This is a genomic window from Acinetobacter sp. 12966 (assembly GCF_031196995.1).
Taxonomy (GTDB): domain Bacteria; phylum Pseudomonadota; class Gammaproteobacteria; order Pseudomonadales; family Moraxellaceae; genus Acinetobacter; species Acinetobacter geminorum.
In genome coordinates this window covers 1-2,735 of sequence record NZ_JAVIMC010000082.1, presented here as the reverse complement: position 1 = coordinate 2,735, position 2,735 = coordinate 1, and the positions used below count along the sequence as shown (strand labels likewise).

Here is a 2,735-nt window from a genome sequence, read left to right as displayed (position 1 = left end):
GGGATTCAGCGGACGCTTACGTTAAGTGGGGGTTTAGAGGGGGAAATAAGCCTCTTAAAGATTTTGCAATTTCAACTTGAGGTTAATAAATTTTTATTCAAAGCAAGATCGAACTACTTTGTAAATTGGGTATGTGCGATCTTGCATATTTTAAAACGTTTAATTCGCAATTTTTCTTGAACGAACGAGATGCTCTCTCAGATAGTAAGCACGGGCTGAACCCGTTTCTACTAGGCCAGTTAAAAGAACTAGACAGATCTGATACATCCTACGACTCAGCATTCCTCGATTTTCTACTTGCAAATATCTTCCAATAGACATTTCTAAATAGAAAGCAGTATTAACTTGCTTTGTAATTAACTCAGAATTAGCCTTGAATTTTTCAGCTAAAATCTCAATACCTTTATCAAAAAATAAATCATAAAAATTATGTATCAGCGAAGATAAGGCCATAAATACATGGCTATTATTTGCAGATTGCTTTGCAAACTCTAATAAATGTATACCCCCCCTTTCTATACACTTCCTATCACTTTCATGCCCTTGCCAACGAGTATCTGCATAAAGCTCTCCACGTAGCAATTTATTTAAGTCACTCTGTAGGCCTTGATAAGGATCATTAATATCATTTAGAGCAATCTTATGTAATTCAGGCTCTATCACCTTCCAGAGTGACCATATAGCATCAAAATCATTTTCTTTCTCTGCAGCAACATCGAATGATAATTTCACTGAATAAATAAAACTTGGTGCCCGTGAACATCCAGTAATTAATAATTCTTTAAAAGGCATGAAATTGTTATTTTTTGAGTGGATTACTTGTTCAATAAAAGAATCTTGTATATGTTTTTCGATATCATGATTTATTTTTTTTTCATCATCTGAACGATACTCTTTATATTCAGAATCAAAAACAAAATTTACAATTTTTTTCACTAAATTAATTTGTTGGGACTCTTTAGGGCTAAGAGGTATCATTAATATTGGTAAATGAATGTACCATGATGAGTGGCTTTCCAACGTAATTTCATCAACAATAAGTTTATATTCTCCCTTAATCAATCGTTGACGAAAATTTGCTATCTGACTTTTCCAATTTTCAAAAATATCTTTTAATTCTTGACCCTGCAAATAATGAAGCATGTGAATATCTGTTTCCTCTTTTCTAAACTTAGCATATTCAACAACTCCACTTAAGCAATAGGATGCTAATTTACTATCTATTGACCAAAGAAATTCTCTTACACCTTTGGCTGCTGAGACACAAACATTAACATTTGCATGCGTTAAAGCAGTAGCTAGAACAAATTTTAAATTATCTTTTTCCTTTACATCTAAATCCAATGTAAATAACTTTGACAAAACAAAAGCACATGCACATGCTCCCCAATTATCTGTTTTATCATATTGAGAGCTCCCATCTATTACATCAGCATGCATAACAACCGCTTCTAGAATTATATTAAAGCACCACTCTAGATCTTTCTGGTCCAAGTTATGAAAATCATCACGAATACAAACGGCTGCTACAGTTGTTATTGTTCCAACCCCCATTTCTGAGAAATCATGGATTTTCTTACTTTGTAAATCAACTAATAATTGCTTAGCTGCTTCTAAGCCATCTTTATATGATGCGATATAATCCTGTCTGAATCGGTTTTCTTCAAATAGTTGTTTTGCCCACAAATGCAAACTAAATATTGAGCTATTAGCATTAGACTTTTCAGCAACCTTCTGCTGCTCTTGTTTTAAATCTTCGGGGAGTTCAGAGGAGGTTTGAAACACAATTTGATCATTTTCTTCATCATTAATAATGTCCCAAGTTCTTGAATCTACTCTATGAACTAAATATCTAATATTTTTTTCGTTCCTAGCAGAAGCTTCAACTTTAAGCTGATCTATGATTTTTAATACATCTTCTTGCAACTTGGAATCGAATTGTAGTCTTATTAATAAGTTTTCTAATGACTCTCTTCTCCAAGGTCTAAGAGCTGCTTCTTTTCTCTCCTCTGCATAGATTTCGCTCATTACATCATTTTGATAATATCCAAACCAATTAAGCGTATTTTTGCCTCTTTCCTGTACCATTCGAGCCAAATCTAAAGAGTACATATCTGGATTATTTAGGATTGGGAAGGCTGATTTTCCAATCTTAGTAGGAAATCCAACAGCTATTGACGACAAAACAGAAGTAGTCATCACAGAGTTACTATTTCTTAATATATAATTATAAATCGATTCTATTTCATTTTCCTCACCACAATCACTAACATAGCCTATTAACCAATTTTCTAAAGCCATGAGAGCGCACTGTAGTACGTCAGGTAAGGTCGATACTCCTCTGTAACCTTTCCATAAGTGAGGAGATGCGTACTGTTTTATAACCGTTTCATCATTTAGTTTTAACTCAACTTGTTTGACTGTAACTTCGTCTACATATAAATGTCCTATTGAAGGATTTGCAAAATCAGATTGAGCATATGTTTCTGCACTTAGATTGCATAATTCAAGAATAAAATCTAAGCCCTTTTTAGGATGAAATTTCAATAAATATAGAAATGGTCCTTTCATACCACTAGCTGGAGAAAAATTTCTATCTTTATCTAGCCCAAAAGATTCATCTACCCCTATTCTGTTATATCGTGACCACTCATCATTTTCTTTTTCTTGTAGCAACCATTCATGCATTGCTAGCTTAATAATAAAATCAGGCCGGTGATCCTAGACAGTATCGT

At 33.5% G+C, this 2,735-nt stretch carries 1 protein-coding gene; it reads right to left on the bottom strand.

Going from position 1 to position 2,735, the window contains the following annotated elements; translation table 11 throughout:
* Positions 1-159 precede the first annotated feature (159 nt).
* On the bottom strand, positions 160-2,688 hold the full coding sequence (locus RFW85_RS12445; protein WP_309171579.1) for a hypothetical protein: 2,529 nt from the start codon (positions 2,686-2,688) through the stop codon (positions 160-162).
* Positions 2,689-2,735: the final 47 nt, after the last annotated feature.

Coding starts and splice junctions, on each gene's coding strand:
- RFW85_RS12445 (WP_309171579.1), bottom strand. CDS start 2,688: ATGCATGAATGGTTGCTACAAGAAAAAGAAAATGATGAGTGGTCACGA.